Source organism: Paraniabella ginsengisoli, from assembly GCF_022513635.1.
Taxonomy (GTDB): domain Bacteria; phylum Bacteroidota; class Bacteroidia; order Chitinophagales; family Chitinophagaceae; genus Niabella; species Niabella ginsengisoli.
In genome coordinates this window covers 914,422-934,926 of the sequence record NZ_JAKWBL010000004.1, presented here as the reverse complement: position 1 = coordinate 934,926, position 20,505 = coordinate 914,422, and the positions used below count along the sequence as shown (strand labels likewise).

At 38.4% G+C, this 20,505-nt stretch carries 18 protein-coding genes and 1 pseudogene; 4 read left to right on the top strand and 15 right to left on the bottom strand.

What is annotated here, in order from left to right:
• Positions 1 to 47 precede the first annotated feature (47 nt).
• The 3 genes from MKP09_RS22265 to MKP09_RS22255 are packed head-to-tail and all read right to left on the bottom strand — an operon-like array spanning position 48 to position 1,327.
• Positions 48 to 692, bottom strand: coding sequence for an MBL fold metallo-hydrolase (locus MKP09_RS22265; RefSeq protein ID WP_240832617.1), 645 nt, complete (start codon positions 690 to 692; stop codon positions 48 to 50).
• 37 nt (positions 693 to 729) lie between these two features.
• Positions 730 to 1,125 carry a putative toxin-antitoxin system toxin component, PIN family gene (locus MKP09_RS22260; RefSeq protein WP_240832615.1) on the bottom strand — a complete coding sequence of 132 codons (396 nt, stop codon included), beginning with the start codon at positions 1,123 to 1,125 and terminating at the stop codon, positions 730 to 732.
• Complete coding sequence (locus MKP09_RS22255) at positions 1,118 to 1,327, bottom strand: hypothetical protein (protein ID WP_240832613.1); 210 nt, start codon at positions 1,325 to 1,327, stop codon at positions 1,118 to 1,120. The genes MKP09_RS22260 and MKP09_RS22255 overlap by 8 nt, the downstream gene beginning before the upstream one ends.
• Before the next feature lie 89 nt (positions 1,328 to 1,416).
• Between MKP09_RS22255 and MKP09_RS22250 the strand changes: the two genes are divergently transcribed.
• Entirely contained in the window at positions 1,417 to 3,108 is a 1,692-nt protein-coding gene (locus MKP09_RS22250) for a DUF5686 and carboxypeptidase-like regulatory domain-containing protein (protein ID WP_240832611.1), read from the top strand.
• Entirely contained in the window at positions 3,105 to 3,923 is an 819-nt protein-coding gene (locus tag MKP09_RS22245) for a DUF5686 family C-terminal domain-containing protein (protein ID WP_240832609.1), read from the top strand. Before MKP09_RS22250 ends, MKP09_RS22245 begins: the two co-directional genes overlap by 4 nt.
• A gap of 8 nt (positions 3,924 to 3,931) precedes the next feature.
• Here the strand turns inward: MKP09_RS22245 and MKP09_RS22240 are convergent, their stop codons facing one another.
• Positions 3,932 to 4,198, bottom strand: coding sequence for a SemiSWEET family sugar transporter (locus MKP09_RS22240; RefSeq protein ID WP_240832607.1), 267 nt, complete (start codon positions 4,196 to 4,198; stop codon positions 3,932 to 3,934).
• A 181-nt stretch (positions 4,199 to 4,379) separates the two neighbouring features.
• Here MKP09_RS22240 and MKP09_RS22235 point away from each other — a divergent pair, with 181 nt between their 5' ends.
• Together MKP09_RS22235 and MKP09_RS22230 are read left to right on the top strand one after the other, a co-directional pair.
• The gene (locus MKP09_RS22235) at positions 4,380 to 4,742 is read left to right on the top strand and encodes a septal ring lytic transglycosylase RlpA family protein (RefSeq protein WP_240832605.1); all 363 of its coding nucleotides are present in this window, start codon (positions 4,380 to 4,382) and stop codon (positions 4,740 to 4,742) included.
• Between the two features lie 5 nt (positions 4,743 to 4,747).
• On the top strand, positions 4,748 to 5,200 hold the full coding sequence (locus tag MKP09_RS22230; RefSeq protein WP_240832603.1) for a YqgE/AlgH family protein: 453 nt from the start codon (positions 4,748 to 4,750) through the stop codon (positions 5,198 to 5,200).
• 335 nt (positions 5,201 to 5,535) lie between these two features.
• Here the strand turns inward: MKP09_RS22230 and MKP09_RS22225 are convergent, their stop codons facing one another.
• From MKP09_RS22225 to MKP09_RS22175, 11 genes and pseudogenes are all read right to left on the bottom strand, one after another.
• Entirely contained in the window at positions 5,536 to 6,339 is an 804-nt protein-coding gene (locus tag MKP09_RS22225) for a hypothetical protein (RefSeq protein ID WP_240832601.1), read from the bottom strand.
• Positions 6,336 to 6,776, bottom strand: a complete 441-nt coding sequence (locus MKP09_RS22220; RefSeq protein WP_240832599.1) for a DUF4302 domain-containing protein — start codon at positions 6,774 to 6,776, stop codon at positions 6,336 to 6,338. The genes MKP09_RS22225 and MKP09_RS22220 overlap by 4 nt, the downstream gene beginning before the upstream one ends.
• Before the next feature lie 191 nt (positions 6,777 to 6,967).
• Positions 6,968 to 7,824: pseudogene (locus tag MKP09_RS22215) on the bottom strand (zinc-binding metallopeptidase).
• Between the two features lie 69 nt (positions 7,825 to 7,893).
• Positions 7,894 to 9,483 (bottom strand): RagB/SusD family nutrient uptake outer membrane protein, encoded by a 1,590-nt coding sequence (locus MKP09_RS22210; RefSeq protein ID WP_240832597.1) that lies wholly within the window; start codon positions 9,481 to 9,483, stop codon positions 7,894 to 7,896.
• Between the two features lie 28 nt (positions 9,484 to 9,511).
• On the bottom strand, positions 9,512 to 9,892 hold the full coding sequence (locus MKP09_RS22205) for a hypothetical protein (protein WP_240832595.1): 381 nt from the start codon (positions 9,890 to 9,892) through the stop codon (positions 9,512 to 9,514).
• A 155-nt stretch (positions 9,893 to 10,047) separates the two neighbouring features.
• A complete protein-coding gene (locus MKP09_RS22200; RefSeq protein ID WP_240832593.1) occupies positions 10,048 to 10,854 on the bottom strand; it encodes a TonB-dependent receptor domain-containing protein in 807 nt (268 codons plus the stop codon).
• Positions 10,848 to 12,812 (bottom strand): carboxypeptidase-like regulatory domain-containing protein, encoded by a 1,965-nt coding sequence (locus MKP09_RS22195; protein ID WP_240832591.1) that lies wholly within the window; start codon positions 12,810 to 12,812, stop codon positions 10,848 to 10,850. The genes MKP09_RS22200 and MKP09_RS22195 overlap by 7 nt, the downstream gene beginning before the upstream one ends.
• A 444-nt stretch (positions 12,813 to 13,256) precedes the next feature.
• Entirely contained in the window at positions 13,257 to 15,944 is a 2,688-nt protein-coding gene (gene metH / locus MKP09_RS22190; protein WP_240832589.1) for a methionine synthase, read from the bottom strand.
• Positions 15,945 to 16,035: 91 nt separating this feature from the next.
• A complete protein-coding gene (locus MKP09_RS22185) occupies positions 16,036 to 17,061 on the bottom strand; it encodes a homocysteine S-methyltransferase family protein (RefSeq protein WP_240832587.1) in 1,026 nt (341 codons plus the stop codon).
• 301 nt (positions 17,062 to 17,362) lie between these two features.
• Positions 17,363 to 19,690, bottom strand: a complete 2,328-nt coding sequence (locus MKP09_RS22180) for an outer membrane beta-barrel protein (protein ID WP_240832585.1) — start codon at positions 19,688 to 19,690, stop codon at positions 17,363 to 17,365.
• On the bottom strand, positions 19,621 to 20,439 hold the full coding sequence (locus MKP09_RS22175; RefSeq protein WP_240832583.1) for a peptidase associated/transthyretin-like domain-containing protein: 819 nt from the start codon (positions 20,437 to 20,439) through the stop codon (positions 19,621 to 19,623). Before MKP09_RS22175 ends, MKP09_RS22180 begins: the two co-directional genes overlap by 70 nt.
• Positions 20,440 to 20,505 lie beyond the last annotated feature (66 nt).

The window sequence follows — 20,505 nt, the reverse complement described above, 5'->3', positions numbered from 1 at the left end:
ACAATGACGACTATTTACAGGCGATTTGCGACAAGCACTTAAGTTGGCTAATCTTCTCTCACAAAAGGATTGCTCTTCTTCTCAAAACCAATACTGGTGCCGCCGCCATGCCCTGAATATACTTTAGTTTCATCCGGCAAAACATATAATTGTGTTTTGATCGATTGCTCCAGTTGATCATAATCTCCGCCCGGCAAATCAGTTCGGCCAATGCTGCCACTAAATAATACATCGCCACTAATTACATACCCATCTTTCTCATTATAAAAACTTACACTGCCCGGCGAATGTCCCGGTGTGAACAAAATGTTGAGCTCATCATCCCCTATTTGGATAACATTACCAGGAGCAAGCAGTTTCATTTCACCATTATAATTTTCAAAAGGCAAGCCATACATTTCGGCAGACTTCGGTGCAAAACTTAATACCATCTTTTCTGCTTCATGTAAATGTAATGGCAGGTTCCAGGTTTCGCTAACGAATTTGTTTCCGAAAACATGATCCAAATGACAATGGGTGTTCAACAACAAAACAGGATTGAGTTGTTTGGACATGATAAACCGAACTAATTCCTGGCGCTCTTCTTCAAAATAACATCCCGGATCAATAATGCAGCAATCTCCGTTATCATTATAAAGAACATAAGTGTTTTCCTGAATAGGATTAAAAGTAAATTTATGTACAGATAACATTTTGTTGTTAGTTTAATCAGCTAGGTATGTAAATTTTTTAAAGAGGAAATTTCTTTAAAAACCATGACGTCGAATGTATATAAAACTGTGGAAATTTTTGACAAAGTAATTTCGAATCGTCGGTTATTATGAAAAGACAATTGTTTTGAATAGCAAGGTCAAATAAGTAATTATCCTTGGGATCTAAACATAGCTGATACATAGCGGTTTCGGTTTTTGTTATTGATATTTTTGAAATGTATGCCAGTAGTTTATAAGCATCCGAAGCGTGCAGCCATTTGTTATTTACCAATGCTTCAAATATTTCTGATAACAGATAATTATTTACAATCGGAACAAGATGATAATCAATAAACCTTTTTAGTAGTGGCGCGATATTTTTAGCACGGGCATATTTAATCCATACGTTAGCGTCTATTATAATCTTATACATGATCTTTATATCGGTTCGAGAGAATTGTAGATATGATCAACTCTTCTGAAACATTATCCATGTTATTCTCGCTCGTAATGTCCGCCCACTCAGCTTCGAGCTCTTTCTGAAAAAACATCATGTATAAATACTTTAATTCCTCATCGCTTTTATACCGAAGCTTATCTACCATTTCTGCAAAGGCAGATGCTTGCTGTAACATTGCCATAAAAATCAATTTTAGATTAGTGTGTTGTCACCAAAATTACTTAAAATTAATTACTCGAAGCATAATTGTTGCGGCCAACATCGTTGAATATTGCAAACCAAAACAACCGTAAATTTGCGTTTGATGAACCTTACCCTAAAGATTTTAATACTGCTTGGTTTTTGCTAGGCTGCTTAACCGGCTTTTCGCAAAAAACTATCCGTGGCCTTGTTAAAGATGCGCATACCGATGAGGTTATTCCATTTGCTTCTATAACTTTTACGAATACAAGTATTGGCGCGATCACCGATTCGGCTGGCAGATTTTCATTTTCAATAAACGATTGGCCCTCCGATACATTACTTATAACTTATGTTGGCTACGAGGCATTCTATTTAACGATAGATCACAATAAAGACGAGTTTGACGTTACCATTCCCATGGAACGCGCTACAGGAGAGGTGGTTATCGTCAAATCAAAAATCGATAAAGGCCTGTGGCTTTGGAAAAAAGTGGTAGAGCACAAACCCGAAAACAACCGGTATAAGTTTAATAATTTTTCATACGAATTATATAATAAACTTGAAGTAGATCTTAAGAATTTTAATAGCCTGCAAAAAATAACAAGGTTTAAGCCGCTACGCCCCATCAACGAACTCATCAATCAAAACGTAGATAGCTCTGAGGGGATAAAGATATTACCCGCTTATCTTACCGAAGCCATAAGCAATTATTATTATCAGAAAAAACCGCTTAAACGACGCGAAGAGATTATTGCCGCTAACACCAATGGTATCAAAAATGAAAGCATGGTGAAATTTCTTGGAGGTATGGATCAGGTTATAAACGTTTACAATAATTTCATAAATGTTTTTAATAAAGAGTTTGTAAGTCCCGCAAGCGACAATGGTGACTTTTATTATAAATACACGGTTGCCGATACACAATACATTGCCGGTGAAAGATATTACCATCTTCTTTTTCGTGCGAGAAGGAAAGGCATGAACACTTTTGAAGGTGATTGCTGGATACATTTTGGAAGCTATGCGATACAGAAAATGAACCTTTCTCTGGATAAGAGCGCAGACATTAACTTTATGGAGAAGTTCAGCTATATACAGGAATTTAAACGCCTTGCTGATAGCAATTGGTTTGTAAGCCGGGAAAAACTTGTTGTTGATGTGGCTCCTGTCGGTAATAAAACACCCGGCGTGATAGGACGAAAAACAAGTACTTATAGAAATGTTGTAGTTAATGATAGCTCCGTAGTTAAAAAATTAGAACTCAACAAAGAGCTTGAAGAAATCATTACACTTCCGGATGCGCAGAAAAAAGACCCGGCATACTGGGAAATTGCCAGACATGAAGAGTTGAGCAAAACTGAAAAGAACATCATTAAAATGATGGATACTATCATAAACGCGCCTGTGTACCAAAAACTCACGAAGCAATTGGAATTCGTAGGCACGGGATATTTCAATGTGGGCAATGTACAGTTTGGCTCGGCCTATAACTGGTTTTCCGGCAATGCCTGGGAAGGATTCAGGATGAGATTTGATGTGGGGAGCAATAAACATTTCAATAAAAAATTCCTTTATCACACATACCTGGCATATGGTTTTAACGATAAGAAGCTAAAGGGTATGGGCGAACTTTTCTATCTGCCTAAAAAGATCCGCGTCAATACTGGTCTCTGGCTTATAAAAACGACCTGGATTTTGGGCAGCGTTATTATGGAGAAATTTCTTCTGATAATATTTTTTCGTTTGCCGTTCGCAAACCCAACATTCCAATGAAGTTTATAAACCTGGAAGAGGGTAGTTTTGAATTTTTTAATGAGCTTCGTAATGGCTTTTCCATTAAAGCTACCGCAACTAATAAAACGTATACTCCCTTAGCCAATTTGTTACCCGCGGACTCTTTTGGAACAGGGCTAAAAAGATTGACCACAACTGAATTTTCTGTTCGATTGAGATTTGCTTTCCTGGAGAAATTTTTGGAATCAACCTTTTACAGAGCAAGTCTTGGTAGTCCTTATCCAATTGTGGAAGCCACATATACAAAAGCAGTTCCAGGCATTTTAAATAGTAAGTATAATTATTCAAAGGTTTTGTTTGCTGTTTCTGATTATATCAAAACACCTCCATTTGGTATTATTAATTATCAGGTATATGCCGGCCAGACTTTTGGAGCAGCTCCTTACACTTTTTTAGACGTGGCACCGGGCAATGAACTATACTATTACAACAAATATGCATTTAATACTATGATCCGCTATCAGTATATACATGATCGTTTTGCGGGTCTTAATTATGAACATAATATTGGGAACGGCATATTTAAGATTTTACCTAAACTAAAGTTCAGGCAGTTTTATACCGTAAAAGCTTTATGGGGCTCGCTTTCCGATGCCAACAAATCACTAAATTACAAGCAGGGCAGCAATTTCTTATCGCTTGATGGGAAAACTTATCTTGAGTTAGGAACTGGCGTTGATAATATTTTACGCGTGTTTAGAGTTGATTTCATCTGGCGGGTGTTACCTGAAAAACAACCCGTTTCTTCCATCAAAAACTTTGGCATTTTTGGTAGTCTCCGGTTCAATTTTTAAATATCCAATCAGACTGAAGATCGACCGAACTTCAATTTCAAAAAGATCATTGTTAATGACAGGCCTAATATCAAAACATTAGTAAGTATAATAACCAGATCGTTTTTAAGCACGCCATAAATGATCCATAATATCTGATTGGCTGCCGCAATTAAAAACATATTTAAGGCAACATCTTTCGCCGACTTTTCTTTTACAGTTTTAATAACCTGAGGTAAAAAAGTCAGCGTGGTTAAAAGGCCGGCTGTATAACCTAAAGCATCTACAAATTCCATTATTGACAGATTTGATTTTTAGAGGGCTTCGTTATCCTCTGAGCAAAATTAGCTTACACAATGCAGTTAACAGCAGTTAATCCAAGTTGTTTCAATCTGCATGATTAGTAAATAAAACCGAATACGATACAGACTGTGATAACTATACTTTATTTTTGGTCGTTAACAAAATTAAAAAAAGATGACGAGAACAGCTCTGATAATATTAATCTTTTCTACTCTTTTGCTCTTTAGTTGTAGCAGAAAAATAACGGAAACAGGCAAAGCCTCTTTCTATGCAGATAAGTTTGTGGGTCGGAAAACAGCCAGCGGTGCCGTTTTTAAACAATCTAAAATGACGGCTGCTCATAAAACATTGCCATTTGGTACTAAAGTGAAAGTAACCAACCTCAATAATGGAAAAAAGATAAAAGTTCTTATTAACGACAGAGGGCCTTTTGTTGAAGGAAGAATTATTGATCTTACAAAAAAAGCAGCAAAACGTTTAGACATGGTAAATGCCGGCGTTGCAAATGTTGCCATAAAATATAAGAAGAGGAAATAGTAGCTATGGATATCGCGCCAGGAAAAATACTAATCAGTTCATCAAATATGGATGATCCCAATTTTGATGATTCCATTGTTTTGATTGCAGCATATAATGATCAAGGCGCTTTAGGCTTTGTTGTGAATAAAATTTTTGACCGTCCTATAAATGAATTGGTAGAATTCAGCAACAGTCCTGCTTTTCCTTTATACGACGGTGGTCCGGTGGATAAAGAACATCTTTATTTTATTCATCGTCGCAACGATCTTATAACCGGCGGTACGCAGGTTACAGACAATATCTATTTTGGTGGTGATTTTAAAGAAGCTATTCAACACATCAACAATAAAACACTAACAATATCAGATATTAAAATATTTGTTGGTTATTGCGGATGGGATACCGGCGAATTGGAATCAGAAATTGCGGAAGGTAGTTGGGTGGTAAAGGAACAGGATGAGGAAATAATATTTTAATATCTTGTATATACGAACTAACTATTGAAACTTGAATTACTCCATATGCATTATTTTACTATATTTTTTTCTTCAATAGCTGCCATTAGTTATTCGCTAAAACTTATTTATTTAGTTTTTAGACCTACATTTTTTGAAAAGAATAAACAATTTAAGTTCGTAACAGAACCTCCTTCTAAACAAGGGCTTATTCTTTTATACCTTTTAGTAGTTCTGGCCTGTATTTGGGCAATAACTGATAGATTGAAATAGATAGTATATTCATATAAAAAAACCTTCGTCCTAAAGATTATTAATCTCAAAGACGAGGGTTTTTCTTTTGAATGAATTAATTTTTACTTATTAAACGGATCTGATATTGTTCCTATCACAAGCTTAAATGTATTAGCCGCATTTGCTTTATCGGTTAATAAAATTTCATTAGGCTTATTTGTAGTACTTGCGGTTATTCTAAATGTTTTACCAGAAAGAGGAGCACTTAGCTGGTTTAAACCCGCCGACCAATGGGTGACACCGAAACCACCAGTTAGATTAAGTATTCCCCCTGCTAAGCTTAAAGAAACCTCATCTCTTGTACCAGCCACAGGTGTTATATTATATGTGACACCACCCTGTATGGCTCCGTTATTTAGTACAAAGGTTATAGCCTTGTAACTATAATAATTTCCGTTAATATTAAAGTTGTTTAGTGTATATCCGTTAGCTGTTAAATTTGCTTTAGAAGTATTCCAATAAGTTTTCCCAAACACTCCAACACCGCTATAAGCAAAAGCCCAATTATTGGCAACAAACCATGCATTTACAGGTGGTACAACCGGAACAATTTTAAAGGTTTTAGCAGCGTCTTCATAATATCCAAAAGGATATGAAGTAGCTGGAGCTACCAATGATAAAGCTTTAAATTTTACACCTGCCAGTTCATATTCTTTATAGAAATCAAGTCCTCCTGGTACTACACGAAAAGACATGATATCGCTATTCGCATCAGATGCATCTTGAAACGTATGATAGTAAAGTGTAAGATCACTGGTATCTGCTACAGTTTCTAATTTGAAATTAGTAAATTCTCCAAACGCGCCGGTAGCATCATAATAGCTGTCTGCAGTGGCTTCGTAACCTGTTGATGGCATTTTTGTCATGATGATGGTATTTCCCGTTTTTTACCTTTCAAAACAATACGCCCCTCTTCTACTACCAGCACTAAAAACTCAAAATCTCCCTTCAACCCGCTATCTACAGCACCTTCGCCATTGTCTCCACCAGGTTCAGAAAAATAATGAATCACTTTATTGTAGGTATCAAATGTAAGTATGGGGCCGCCTTCGCCAATAACGGCGTAAGAACTGGTAATACGTTCATCGTTTATATCCGATGTAAGCGTCACTTCGTTATCTGAAGTAAATTTGGCAAAAAGGGTGTATCCGCCAAATTCGAGATCTGAGCTTGGAAAATAACGAATCTCCCAACCCTCTTTGCTTGCCTGTAATACAGAGCGGGCATTTTTCACAAATTCATCAACTCTTGTTGCACTGTCTTTATCGAATAACGCATCAGGACTTTTAACACAGCCTGCCAAAAACAAGATGAGCAGGAAAGTGCAAAGTTTAAAAAATATTTTTTCATGTGTTTTTGTATTTTATGTTTTAGCCTCAAGGAAATTGACATACATATCTATCTTTTCTCAAAGATTATAGTATACCCCATTTCTTTTTTGAACTATTTAAATTAATTTTTTTATACTCAATAGTCGGTATGCAATAATTCGTATTACTCAATATCCAATTGGTCAAAATTTGCCAGATTGCTTTGTCTGCTAAGAATTTCTGCTCTTAAATCATCCAGATCTATATTCCAGGAATCCTCATAATATTTTTTAACGATGTCCAACTTTTGGTTGATGATAGCTTTTCCTTCATCCCCTCCGGCGCTGATGTGCGCTTCCCAATCTTCTGCCGATAGTGTAATATAATAAGACATCACCTCCACAAAATCTTCCCTGTCTTCTTTACTGGCGTAAGGAGAAACGAAGCCATCCGCTGCTGCTGCTTCGTCAGTATCATAAATATCACTCCAGGAATCTTGAATATAATCAGGCCCGGAAATTTCTTTAAAACCCGGAGAGTACGGCTTTATTTGGTTATGGATGTGGGCGAACTCATGGTGAATGGTATGAAAATAATAGAAATTTAAGTATTCAACATTAGACGCAGTTGATGCTGTAAGCTCATTGAGCAGGTACATTGTTATTTTACGCCCCCTTCAGCAGTACCCAAAACTATAGTTCCGTTGTTTCTATATGCGGGAGAACCAATATAATTTAGAATTTTTGGGAAATAGGTTTTAATATGCTCTTTACTACCTGTAACCACATCATAAGGCTCAATACAGAAATGTTGAATCAGCCTTGTCATGCGTATAGAGCTTTCAAAATTAGCCGGACTTAAGTTATAGTTTTGATCCGATTCGACATCAACAAATTTATAGATAATGTCAATATTATAAGGAAGCGTGTACTGATTTAAAATATACTTATCTAGTGCATTAGGGTTACCAACAGCCTGGTCTATCACTACACTATTGGGGTCTAACTTCTCCTCTTTTCTGCAAGAAGCTAAAAGCAGCATTGTGCAGCAAAATATAAAAGGAATTATTGTTTTCATTAGTCAATATTTTATTGGGTGTTACAATGTTTGTTATCTGGGGTTCGGTTCAAGCCCTGCGGCAATTACATCCTGAGGTAATTGTATCGCCATTCTATTATCTCTAATTTTAAGCGCATTTGCATCGTCAACAGAACCTACTGCAGCCGCAGAAGTAATTACCCGCCTTGGCACTTCGATATTGTAACGCTTTACATCGAACCAACGCAAACCTGTATGCATGGTTTCCAACCTTCTGATAAATAATACACAATGCAACAAATTTTCTTGAGTAGCATCAGCAATGGTAAACTCCGGGTTTAGCTTTTTCTTTGGCGTTGGTGCCTGTGGCGTATAATATTGCAAGCTATTGGCCCAAGTGTTGATAGAAGCTACTGTAAATGTTGTGGGTGGCGTCACTAAGTTATTATTTACCCAGTAACGCATATCCTGCACTGCTTTATCATATTGATTAGTCATGATATAAGCCTCAGCACGAGTAAGCAATGCCTCCTCGGTTGTTAAAGGTGCATATACTGCTCTTCTATACCCTATTTGTGCAACAGGATCTGTAAATTCAAATAAGTAGGCAACCCTGGCTACTAAGTGTTTATCAATGTTGGTTCCGCTATATCTAAAAACTTGAGGAATGTAGCCTGATGACGTTCTGGTACCCCATGGAGTATTAGAAAGAAAAGTTTCCTTTTCTGAAACAATTTTACCATGGCTGTATCTTGAACCCGTATAGTAATTACCAAAAATCAACCCGGCGTCAGAATAAGCAGTTTGTAAAAGCAGGTTGGCCTTTTCGCTACTGGAAGCATAAAAAGCCGCCAACGGTGTAACTTCACCCACACCTTTACCTGCTAAAGCTACATTGTCGCGCATATTTCCTGTGGGGTTTATACCAATTGCAGCATCGGCGTACGAAACCGCCTTGCCCCAATCCTGTGTGTACAATGCAACACGGGCGGCAAAGGCATTTGCAGCAGCTTTATTAAAATGAAACTTAGGGGTATTTCCATATACTCCATCTTGTATTAATGGTATTCCGGTTTCAAGGTCTTTCTTTATATTTTCGTAAACTTCGGCAACGGTATTACGTTTGTAAGATGGATTCAAAGTTTGCTCAGGGGCAGTCATGTATGTGATACCTAAATCGGCGGCACTGTGTTGCTTAGAGTAATGTTGCGCAAATATATTTACCAATATAAAGTGGTTATAGGCCCGGGCTACCAGAGCCTCTCCTCTTTGCGCATCCAAAGAAGTGGGATTGCCCAATTCCTGAATAGCATTTAAAGCCTCATTAGCACTTGCAATTGCCTTGTAGCAAGCCTCCCATAATAGTTTTGGAGAATCTGTATCTACCTCAGTTACATCTTTCCAGTAAAATAATTCATCTAACAACCTCTCTGTATTAGGATTACCAACCCCGTAATCATCTACGTTATCAGATGAAATTTCGGCTGATAAAATATAGGCCTGCTGGGGATATGCAGAAACCAATATTTTAGCAATCTTTTCTTCCGTATTTAGTTCCGCTCTGTTATCGGGCAATACATCAAGATACTTATTGCACGATACTGTTCCATAAGCTACAATAGCCGCAAGCACTATAGTTCTTATTGTTTTTATCTTGTTCATAAATTGAATAATAATAAAGTTGATTGAATTAAAAACCTACATTTAAGCTGAATGTGTACTGCCTTGGAATAGGAGCCGCAACACCACCCACATTCACAAATTCAGGATCCTGACCGTACAAGCCCTTGTCTGCATATATCAGGAACAGGTTTGTAGCATTAAACCTCAATCCCAGTGAATTCATATTCCATTTTGATATAATTGATTTTGGAAGGTTATAAGTAAGCGAAACATCTTTCATCCTTACAAAATCTCCTGCGACTGTACGGGCTGTAGAGTTGTTATACGCGTTGTAAGCATAGTCGAGATTGGGGTCTACCCTTGTTTGCCACAAGGCTGGTAGTGCCGGTATATTTGTTATATTTTCATCGCCAGGCACCACCCATCTGTTCTCTAATTCTTTAGGCAAAGCCGAAAGTTCGCTGTATTCACTTTTGAAAACAGGGGCTAATCTTATTACGTTGCCAGCAGAATAGGTTATATAAGCATTTAGCCTCCAGTTACCATAAGTAAAAATATTACCGAATCCGCCAAAATCTGTAGGGTCAATAGGACCTTCATATATTAAAAAATCCTTTTTTCACGTTCTTGAAAATAGATACCAGATGTAGTTTCTTCATTATCTTCATTAATAAATACAGGCAAACCTTCATTATTAAGTCTTACAAAAGGTATTGAAAAAAGCGATCTGGCAGGACTGCCTTCTTGCGCAAATCCTGTCCCAGTAATCAAATCTATCACTCTTGCCTGCGTTTCAAGCTTAGTTATCTTAGTAGTTAGATGTGTGTAATTAAAATTGGATGTCCATGAAAAATTATCCTTTTTAATAATGTCGGCACTAATGGCTAACTCAATACCGGATGATTTCATTTCCGCCACATTACCTTTTTTAGAAATTTCGCCACCAAGTCCCTGCGTATTTACAATACCAATTAAATCGAAATTGTTTCTTGTAAACCAGTCTGCACTAAAATTGATGCGGTTGTTTAGAAATCCTGCATCTAAACCCAGGTTCAGTTCATTTTTCTTTTCGTAGGTAAGATCTCTGTTTTGAAGCGTTTCAATTTCTAGTCCAGATTCATAGTCTCCGGCAGTTGGTCTCCAAGGGGTATAACTTTTGATAACAATTTCGGAATTGGTTACGTCAGAGGGGCCTCTGTCGGCAGTAAGGCTGTAAGAAGCCCGGAAAGCCAAATTGGAGAAAGCAGGCTCAAGCGATTGGAAAAATTTTTCTTCATGTACGTTCCACCGGCCCGAAATGTTCCAGGTGGGTAACCACCTTGCAGACCTGGTTTTACCAAGCCTGTTGGTGCCTTCGTATCTTAAAGTTCCGTTTATGGTATATCTTCTATCGAAAGTATAATTTAACATACCAAAAATGCAGCTTCGCGCGAGCGTGTATTTTTCATAGAATAATAGGGGCTATTCTCTTCTACCCCTCTTTTAAATACGCGGTAATCAATAAAGGGTATCTCACCCAGATCATATTGCAAACCCCAGCCTCTGAACCAAGTGTTAGATCTTTCAAGAGAATTTATAGCAGACCCTGCGAAAGCATTAACAGCGTGTATTCCATTAAATGTTTTATCATAATTTACAGTAAACCTAAAGTCCTTTGTAAAAAACCTATAGTCAAATCGGTTATAAATACCTCCCTGGGGCAGCACAGAAACCGGAACAGCGTAAGGATCAGTCGGGTCTTTATATAAGAAAGGGTTGGCGTCTCTTATAGCTGCTGTTGGCATCCACCTATAAGCCAATGCCTGGTTGGCTTGTTCTAAAACGTGGTGCTGCTGAGCAGTAGCCTGATAACGAACGGCAGCCAAAGCAGCAAACTCTAAACCCGGCATTGCCTTCCATTTTAGCTCTCCCTGAAACTTTGCATCACCAAAATTTAAATTCATGTAGTTATTATCCAATTCATTAAGGATATTAAAAGGCGCATAATTGCGGGTATAAAAAGTGTTTTTATCTAAGGCTCTCGAACTGTACATTGCGTATAGATAAGGGTTGATGTCAAAATCTCTTTTCTGTTCGCCTGATACAGGATCCAAAGCCTGGCCTAAAGTACCTGGCGCATGTTGATCACGGTACGAACCTGTTCCGAGGATATTCAGTTTTAAATTCTTTAAAATATTATAGTTGGCATTTACGTTAAGCGTGTATCTGGCAACTTTGCTTTGTGCTGTCCATCCCGGATCAAACATGGCACTCATAGAAGTATAGTATTGCGATTTATCGGTACCCGACGACATGCTAACCGAGTGGTTCTGCATAATATTATTATTAAACAATACGTCAAACCAATCAGTGTTTCTATATTCCGCTTCGCGGAGATAAGCATTTCTGGATTGCTCAGTATTCAGAAGTTGGCCCGTATTAATCAACTCGTACATCTTTCCATATACCCCGCTTGAAGCAGCAGTAGATGTTTCGGCCAGGCGCAGCCATCCTCTTCTATTCATCTCTCCGTAAAAAGCCATTTGCTCCTGCGAATTCATAATATTGAAATTATTGTAAGAGGGCTTGGCTCTGTAAGTATATTCACTGGTATAATTAAAAGAACTTCTGCCGCTCCTTCCTTTTTTAGTAGTTATTACTATCACGCCAGACATAGCCCTTGCTCCATAAATAGAAGTAGCAGAGCCATCTTTCAATATTTGAAAGCTCTCTATATCGTTAACGTTAAGTCCGGCAACAGCAGAGCTGATCAGTGTGAGGGCATCTCCAGAAGATAAGGCATCTGAAGAAACATCGGCCACATCTTCAACTATCACACCATCAATAACCCAAAGTGGTTTTGAACTACCATAAATAGAAGTAGCTCCGCGCACCTTTATTCTTGGTGCTGTACCAAAAGTACCTGTCACATTTTGAACAGTAACCCCGGCAACGCGTCCTTCCAAACCCCGGCTGGGATCTGCAAGCCCACCTATATGTGCGGCATCTCCCGAAATTTGAGCAGTAGCACCGGTGTACATCCGCTTGTCGAGCTTTATACCAATACCGGTTACCACTACTTCATCCAGGGCATTGTCGCCTAATAGCATTTTTACAAGCAAAGTATCCTTATTGCCTACTGCAACTTCTTTTGCTAAATATCCTGTGTAGGTAAAGATGAGCGTAGCATTTGGTGAAACATTAATTGCAAAGTGGCCCGCTTCGTTAGAAATAGCAGCAGTAGCCTGACCTTCTACTATTACTGAAACACCGGAAAGAGGGACGTCGTTTTCGGAAACTACAAGGCCCGTAACCTGACGGGTTTGCCCAAGAACAGAAAGGGTTGCACTCATAATTAATAGTGCCAAGCATAGAAACTTTCGCATCATAAAAGTTTGTTTTGTGTTAATTATTCTATAAGCCGCCGTCCATCTCACAGTAAACGGCGTGTTGGTATCAAAAAGATATTTTATTATATTTTCTAATTTAATTCAAGTGAATGATTATTTTAAAACATGGCAACATAGAAGCATAACCCCTTAGTTAACCATCCACCAAGATGTTTGAATCATCACTTTTATTTGCAGACTATAGAATAGATTTCCGTATAGGTTTTTTTAGGAAATCCAAATTAGGCTTAGCTTTTAGCATTCATAAAACAGTTTTCATAGCCACGTATTCTCAGTTCTGTTCAGCAATAGTAAATATTATTTTAACAAAACATTCGCCTTATAATAAAACTTGATTTAAATCAATATTAATAATATCAAAAAAATGGGCTTAAAAAAGCCCTTCCATAACGATTTTTCTATTCGAAGAATTTGCTAATACTATCAAGATTCCAACACCGGGCTTAACCATTTTTCCGCTTCCTCAATATTCATTCCTTTCCGCCTTGCATAATCTTCTAGTTGATCTCTTCCAATTTTTCCTAAACCAAAATAATGACTTTTAGGATGTGCAAAATACCATCCGCAAACTGACGCCGGTGGATCCATTGCAAGGCTTTCGGTAAGCGAAATGCCGATATTATTCGTAACATTAAGCATGTCAAAAAGCTTTATTTTTTCTGTATGATCTGGACATGCGGGATATCCTGGGGCTGGGCGAATACCATCATATTCTTCCCAAATCAAATCTTTGTTCGAAAGGGCCTCGTCCTTTGCATAGCCCCAATATTCCTTTCTCGATTTTTCATGTAAGCATTCTCCAAAGGCTTCTACAAATCTGTCGGCTAACACCTGAACCATTATTTTATTATAGTCATCCAACTCCGCCGCAAATTGATCAATATGTTGTCTTGCTCCGTGTATGGTAACTGCAAATGCACCCATATAGTCAGACCCGATCTGGCTTGGTTTTACAAAATCCGCAAGCGAAAAGCTCGGATGACCTGCGGCTTTTTTAGATTGTTGTCTTAATGATTCTAATTTCACTTCACCATCAGAAGTTGTAACAGTTATTGTATCCGCATTATTACTGCTGGCTGACCAAAAACCGATGACACCATCTGCTGTAAACCACTTTTCTGTAACAATACTTTCTACCATTTTTTCTGCTTCAGCTAAAAGCTTTTTAGCCTCTGCTCCGAACTTATCATCACTTAATACTTCAGGATAACGGCCCGGCATTTCCCATGCAATAAAGAATGGGCTCCAGTCAATATATTTCGCTATTTCGCCAAGGTCAAAATCTTTAAAAACTTTTACTCCATCAACAGCTGGTTTAACTGGTGTATAATTTTCCCAATCAAACTGCTCTTTTGCTGCAACTGCATCTTTATAAGATATTAATTCCTTCTTATTTTTATTGGCAAACTGCTTTCTAAGACCGTCATATTCATCTTTTGTTTTTTGTAATAACACGAGCTTTTCTTTACCCAACAACGTGCTTACTGCGGTTACACTTCTGGATGCATCCAAAATATGCATTACACCATTATCATACTGAGGAGCAATTTTAACAGCAGTATGCATTCTTGAAGTAGTAGCGCCGCCAATTAAAAGCGGCTGCTTCATATTGCGGCGTTTCATTTCATGCGCTACATGCACCATTTCATCAAGCGACGGTGTAATAAGACCGCTAAGACCTATAATATCTGCGCCTTCTCTTTCAGCAGTATCTAATATTTTATCTACAGGAACCATTACACCCATATCAATCACATCATACCCATTACAACCTAATACAACTCCTACAATATTTTTACCTATATCATGTACATCTCCTTTTACTGTTGCAAGCAAAACTTTTGCCGCTCCACCAGCAGATGCCGCAGGGTTTGACAGCTTTTCTTCTTCAATGAATGGCGTTAACCAGGCAACTGATTTTTTCATAACCCTTGCGCTTTTTACCACCTGTGGCAAAAACATTTTTCCTGCACCAAACAGATCACCTACTACATCCATTCCAGCCATTAACGGGCCTTCAATTACTTCAAGCGGGCGTGGATATTTTTGTCTTGCTTCTTCTGTATCTGTATCAATATATTCCGTAATACCGTTTACCAGCGCGTGTTTCAGCCGCTCTTCAACTGATGCTTCCCGCCATGCATCATTTTTCTTTTCTACTTTTCCTTCAGACTTTACTGTTTCAGCAAAAGCCAGTAATTTTTCCGTTGCTTCGTTGTTGTCATTGTTCCGATTAAGAATAACATCTTCACATAATTCTTTTAATTGCGGTTCAATTACGTCGTAAACCACCAACTGACCTGCATTTACGATGCCCATGTTCATACCTGCTTTAATAGCATAATATAAAAACACAGAATGCATCGCTTCACGTACAGGCTCATTTCCTCTAAATGAAAAAGATAAATTACTTACACCACCACTAACGCCAGTTAAAGGCATTAGTTCTTTAATACGTTTTGTAGCTTTAATAAAATCAACTCCGTAATTATTATGTTCTTCCAATCCGGTAGCGATGGCAAAAACGTTGGGATCGAAAATAATATCTTGGCCTTTGAATCCCAATTGCTCCGTTAATATTTTATAGGCACGATGACATATTTCTACTTTCCTGTCCTCAGTATCCGCTTGCCCTTTTTCATCGAAAGCCATTACAATAACGGCTGCGCCATAGTTTTGGCAGGTTATGGCTTGCTCAATAAACTTTTCTTCCCCTTCTTTTAAAGAGATGGAGTTTACGATACACTTACCTTGTACACATTTCAGGCCCGCCTCAATAATTTCAAACTTAGAGGAATCAATCATCAATGGCACTTTGCAAATATCTGGTTCGCTTTGCAGCAGGTTGACAAATGTTGTCATTGCCTGTACACCGTCGAGCAAGGCATCATCCATGTTGATATCAATAACCTGCGCGCCATTTTCAACCTGCTGGCGCGCTACACTTAACGCTTCTTCGTATTTATTTTCGCGAATTAATCGCGCAAACTTTTTAGAACCTGTTACATTCGTTCGCTCTCCAATGTTGATGAAATTGGTTTCGGGGCGAACGACTAATGGTTCTAAACCGGAAAGACGCAAATAAGGTTTTATATTAACTTGTTCGGACATTATTGATGATTAATAATCGGGACGATAAAATGATTGCGATCAGCCTGCGGCGGACACGCGCTACAAGGAAGATGCCATGAGCACTGGTATTCTAATTTAAAACTTCTTCTACAATAGGTAAGACACGCGGTTTTATACTTTTTACTGCTCTAGATATTTCTCGAATATGGTCGGGTGTTGTGCCGCAACAGCCTCCCACAATATTTACAAATCCTTGCTTCGCCCAGTCGTCAAGAAAAGCTGCGGTTTCTGTTGGTTCTTCATCATACTCGCCCATTGCATTAGGCAAACCTGCATTAGGATAAGCCGATACATAGCAGGAAGATATTTGAGAAAGTTCTTCAACATGCGCACGCATATCTTTTGCACCTAATGCGCAGTTTAAGCCAATGCTTAGCGGATTAGCATGTGCTACAGAAATGTAGAAAGCTTCTAAGGTTTGTCCGCTTAACGTACGACCCGAAGCATCGGTAATGGTACCGCTGATCATTATATCTTTTTCTGTTCCCGGATGATCGCGAAAATATTTTTTTGCAGCGAATATGGCTGCCTTTGCATTGAGTGTATCGAAGATGGTTTCGATTAAAAGAATATCTGTGCCGGCTTCTATTAAAGCATGTATTTGTTCGGTATAAGCAGCAACTACTTCATCGAATGTTACGGCGCGATAACCGGGATTGTTTACATCCGGCGAAAGGCTTAATGTTTTATTAAGCGGACCAATGGCGCCTGCAACAAAAGCCATTTCACGGCCTTCTCCGGCTGGCGATGCGAGAAATTCGTCGATTGCTTCCCGTGCGCATTTTACCGATGCAACATTTAACTCATGTGCGAGAGATTGCATATCATAATCTGCCTGAGCAATGGAGGTGCTGCTGAACGTGTTGGTTTCGATGATATCGGAACCGGCCTGCAAGTATTCTTTATGAATGGCTTTAATAATATCGGGCTGCGTGATACTCAACAAATCATTATTGCCTTTAACATCACTGTGCCAGTCTTTAAACCGATCGCCCCGATAATCTGCCTCGGTAAGTTTGTAGCGCTGTATCATGGTGCCCATTGCCCCATCGAGTACAAGTATGCGCTTGTTCAATAAGTCTCTTATTGCGCTCATTGTAATAAATTTCAGGTTCAATAATAATGAACTCAGTGTATAAACGTGGGAACTTGGGGGAGGTTCGTAACGTTTTATTAGTTCAAATTTTTTATGCAGGGTGAACAATAAACAAATCCGCCTGCGCATGCAAATGTACGGAAAATTGTAGAATAGATGGAAAGTTGGAAAGACCGGTAGTCGGAGAGATGGTATTGCGTCGTTAATGCAGGATGCCATTTGCACAACAGTACAAGCGAGCGTGGCAATACCGATGATTTATATTTATTGTTGATCAACAAAAAAATTCGCAATGCCATTTTTACCGTCCTCTCATACCGCCGCCACGAGAACCACTGCTTTGTGAGCGCCTTTCAGATCTTCGCTCTCCTCCGTTATCACTGCGGCGCTCGCTGCGCGACTCACTACGGGATTCGCTGCTACGTATTCTACTGCTACCACCAAACTTTCTGGGATAGTAAGATAACGTAACCATAAAGAATTGCTGCAATCCATTAGATACCGTTGTGCTTAAATTGTTAAGAGAAGCGTTGGTTACAATATTTTTATTCTGCTTTAAAATATCCATTGCCGACAGTTTAACCTCGGCCTGCTTGCTATCCAGAAATCTATAGCTTGCAAATGCATTCCATAAGGTTGATGCTTGTCCGGTTGTGTTGTTGGTAACGTAATTTACGGTATTGCTGATGGTAAGATTTTTAAGAGGATTGATATTTAAATTTCCCTGAGTTATGTAGTTCACCGCGCGAAACGATCCAAGATTTTCACTGGTCTGTTTAGTAACACCAGACTGAATGCCTTGTGAAACCTGCACTGTACCAATATCACCGAGCGTGTAAAACACATTCAGGTTATTATTAATGTTGTTGGCGCGCGCTACTGAGTATAAACCATCGATGAAGTTGGGGGAGGTTGTGTTAGAATAACTGAGTCCATAGTTGAACTGCAACACTTTATTATTCTTCATTTTAAAAGAAGTTCCCAGCCTGAAATTAGCGCTGTAAACGCGCCTGCCATCCATATTAATAAGGTAAATAGTCCTTCGGGCATTTTCTTTATCAAAAATACTACTATCTACAATCGCATCGTTAATGTCACTGACGCTACCCGAAAGGTTTACATTATAATCTGTTTTCTTTGACGATTCTTCACGTCTGTAATTAAAGTTGAAACTCAGCGCGTTTGTAACATAAGGCTGAAGGTTTGGGTTACCTAAACTAATATTATAAACGTTTGCGCTGGTATCTACAATAGGTCTTATTTGATCAATTGTTGGTATTGAGGGAGAAGAATTTCCTGACAAGCTCATCTCTATAGTGTACTTATTGTATCGCTGGTAGTTATAGCTGACAGAAGCAGATGGAGTAAAGAAAGTATATGACCGATCAAGGTTACGGTAAGAAAAGTTTGACTCATTCTTTTCATTTAAAAACTGTCCTTGTACATTGGCGTTAATATTGATATACCGGTTAAACCTGTCTGATAAGCGCCGGGAGAAATTTTTAGAAAGGCGAAGTGAAGGCCTGTCAACTATTCTTGTAACACGATGCGTATTTGTTAAAGAATCATTTATCATATACGCACCAGTCAAAGAATCATAATCGCTTACCCGATTATCTGCGTCAGAATTGGAAAAGCTCACGTTATTAGTTGCAACAAGATTAACATCCCAAAGGTTAAAGTTCCCAAACAACAAGCGCTTTAGTGCATTATAATTAACATTAAGGCTGTTATTAAAATTGTTTGAATTTGTATTGTTTTGCCTGTTGAAATATTTGTTCTGGCTGGCATCCCGGAGGGAAATAAAATCAGTTATACTTCTGCTCTCGCTTTCATTTTCGCCATAGGAAAGATTATAGCTAAGACTAAAACTCTTCAGGTTCCGGTCATCGTCATCTTTATTTCTAAAAGAAGTAGAAAAAACTAAACCGTTGCTATTCCCTTTAGATTCCGTGGATTTAGAACTTGTGCTTAACAAATTGCCGCCTTCATCCGCAGTATTGGTAACGTTGTTTGAAATTCTATTATTATCAGACGCATTAAAATTAGCGTTAATGGAAAAATCCTTGTCCTGATCTCTCTTATTATAATTTATCCCGGCGCTGTGCGCATTAGTGGTGGCCCTGCTCTCGCGATCCGCATTCTCTAAATATACCTCGCCATCACCGCTCCTCCTGGAATCTGTTGCCGAAGTCAGAAAATTATTTGTATTTCTAAACTCATAATTCGCTCTTATCTGGTTATTCAACCTGCTGTTATCGGTTTCTGAAAAATCATACTGCATAAAACCACCTCCAAATAAAATACGATTGATGCCTTCAGTTCCTAAATCAGCTACATACCGGTTATTAGGATTATAGTTTCGATAAGAACTTTGCCGAAGCATTTCCTGTAAACTGGCAGATTTATTTATATTATTTGTACTAAAGGCGACACCGGTTCTCATCTTTTTATTGTAAGTTAAGCCGGCGCCATCAACTTCATAACGATCGTCTGTTCCAATACCAGCCCCTACTTTACCAAAGTATCCAAACTTCTTATCCTCTTTCAATTTAATGTTCATCGTAAGCAGTGAATCAGCAGGATTATCATCCAAATTCTCTTTTGAATAATCTTCTTCACGATACACCTGGATCTTATCAATAGCGTTTTTAGGTAGGTTTTGCGTTGCCAGTGCAGGATCACTACCAAAAAAGGTTTGCCATCTACAAATACATTGTTAACAGTTTTACCATTCACGGTAATAGTTCCATCACCCCACATAGTCACCCCTGGCACGCGCCGCAACATATCTTCTACAACCGCATTCGAATCTAATTTAAATGCCCCCGGATTAATTTCTAAAGTGTCGCCATTCATCGTTATTGGAACCACGGCTTTTACCACAACTTCATCCAATAAGCCTTGGCTTTTGGGTAGCATTACATTCTTAAAATTATAAAAACGGTTAGCAGTATCAAGTGTTATGTTTTTAGAAAAAGGACTATAGCCAGTAAAAGAAAAATTAATATAAACGGGGGTAAAAAATGGGATATCCGTTAAGTTAAAAGATCCGTCTTCTCCTGTTATCTGGTAAGCAAGCAGAGATGAATCAGCCTTTTTATACAACGTAATAGTGACAGATTGCAGCGTATAATCATCAGCAGAATCTTTTACAATACCGGTAATGGAACCCGCGCGAGATGTATCCTGTTGAGCAAATAATAGAGAAGGTATGAGAGCTATAAAAACAATTAGTAAGATACGCATTATCCTAACTAAAGAAATATTTATTGACCCGGCAGATGAATATGTGGCATCGATATTGCGTCGCACAGCGTCATCTGTAGTACTACTATCAACTTCCATAAACGGAGCAGCGCGTAAGGTTAATGACATTGATTATCCGATTTTATTTTTAAGTTTTAGCTGAATGATAACCGGATTGTCTGTACGGGTACCTGT

Coding starts and splice junctions, on each gene's coding strand:
- MKP09_RS22265 (WP_240832617.1), bottom strand. CDS start 692: ATGTTATCTGTACATAAATTTACTTTTAATCCTATTCAGGAAAACACT.
- MKP09_RS22260 (WP_240832615.1), bottom strand. CDS start 1,125: ATGTATAAGATTATAATAGACGCTAACGTATGGATTAAATATGCCCGT.
- MKP09_RS22255 (WP_240832613.1), bottom strand. CDS start 1,327: ATGTTACAGCAAGCATCTGCCTTTGCAGAAATGGTAGATAAGCTTCGG.
- MKP09_RS22245 (WP_240832609.1), top strand. CDS start 3,105: ATGAAGTTTATAAACCTGGAAGAGGGTAGTTTTGAATTTTTTAATGAG.
- MKP09_RS22240 (WP_240832607.1), bottom strand. CDS start 4,198: ATGGAATTTGTAGATGCTTTAGGTTATACAGCCGGCCTTTTAACCACG.
- MKP09_RS22235 (WP_240832605.1), top strand. CDS start 4,380: ATGACGAGAACAGCTCTGATAATATTAATCTTTTCTACTCTTTTGCTC.
- MKP09_RS22230 (WP_240832603.1), top strand. CDS start 4,748: ATGGATATCGCGCCAGGAAAAATACTAATCAGTTCATCAAATATGGAT.
- MKP09_RS22225 (WP_240832601.1), bottom strand. CDS start 6,339: ATGACAAAAATGCCATCAACAGGTTACGAAGCCACTGCAGACAGCTAT.
- MKP09_RS22210 (WP_240832597.1), bottom strand. CDS start 9,483: ATGAACAAGATAAAAACAATAAGAACTATAGTGCTTGCGGCTATTGTA.
- MKP09_RS22200 (WP_240832593.1), bottom strand. CDS start 10,854: ATGTTAAATTATACTTTCGATAGAAGATATACCATAAACGGAACTTTA.
- MKP09_RS22195 (WP_240832591.1), bottom strand. CDS start 12,812: ATGATGCGAAAGTTTCTATGCTTGGCACTATTAATTATGAGTGCAACC.
- metH (WP_240832589.1), bottom strand. CDS start 15,944: ATGTCCGAACAAGTTAATATAAAACCTTATTTGCGTCTTTCCGGTTTA.
- MKP09_RS22185 (WP_240832587.1), bottom strand. CDS start 17,061: ATGAGCGCAATAAGAGACTTATTGAACAAGCGCATACTTGTACTCGAT.
- MKP09_RS22175 (WP_240832583.1), bottom strand. CDS start 20,439: ATGTCATTAACCTTACGCGCTGCTCCGTTTATGGAAGTTGATAGTAGT.